This is a genomic window from Paenibacillus sp. AR247 (assembly GCF_002968895.1).
Taxonomy (GTDB): domain Bacteria; phylum Bacillota; class Bacilli; order Paenibacillales; family Paenibacillaceae; genus Paenibacillus_AQ; species Paenibacillus_AQ favisporus.
On the sequence record NZ_PCZT01000002.1, the window covers coordinates 444,567 to 445,146 of the forward strand.

Sequence of the window (580 nt, forward strand, 5' to 3'; positions counted from 1 at the left end):
GAATTTATTTTTGTCGCCGATGGTGACCTGCAGGTCCATCTTCTTGTTGTTGCGGACGATGTTCAGCGTCACTTTCGTGCCGACCTTTTGTTTCTGGATAAATGCGGTCAGATCGGAATTGGTTTTATAGGCCGTACCGTTCACGCCGGTAATAATGTCGTAAGGGCGGAGGTCTGCTTCGTAAGCCGGGGATTTGTAAACAACCTCGGCGACGACAGAGCCCTCTTTAACATCGGAATCCATTTGCTTAGCCACTTCTTCAGTCATCGTCATCAAGGACGCACCGATAAATGGAACCGGATCCTTCGGAATTTCCTGGTTTTTCTCCAGCTTGTCGACGACATTCTTGATCGTGCTTGTCGGGATCGCGAAGCCGATGCCTTGGGAATCGGCGCTGACGGCTACGTTCATGCCGATGACTTGGCCGCTCAGGTTGAGCAGCGGTCCGCCGGAGTTACCCGGGTTGATCGAAGCGTCGGTTTGCAGCAGATGCTGATATTTGCGTGTGCCGCTGCCCGATTCCTCGCTGATATCGATGGAACGTTCGCGGGCGCTCAGTACGCCTGTCGTTACCGTATGG

1 protein-coding gene is annotated in these 580 nt (G+C 53.3%); it reads right to left on the reverse strand.

Annotation, left to right across the window (positions count from 1 at the left end):
- A partial coding sequence (locus tag CPT76_RS02585; protein ID WP_146116137.1) for a S1C family serine protease occupies positions 1–580 on the reverse strand: 580 nt, incomplete at both ends.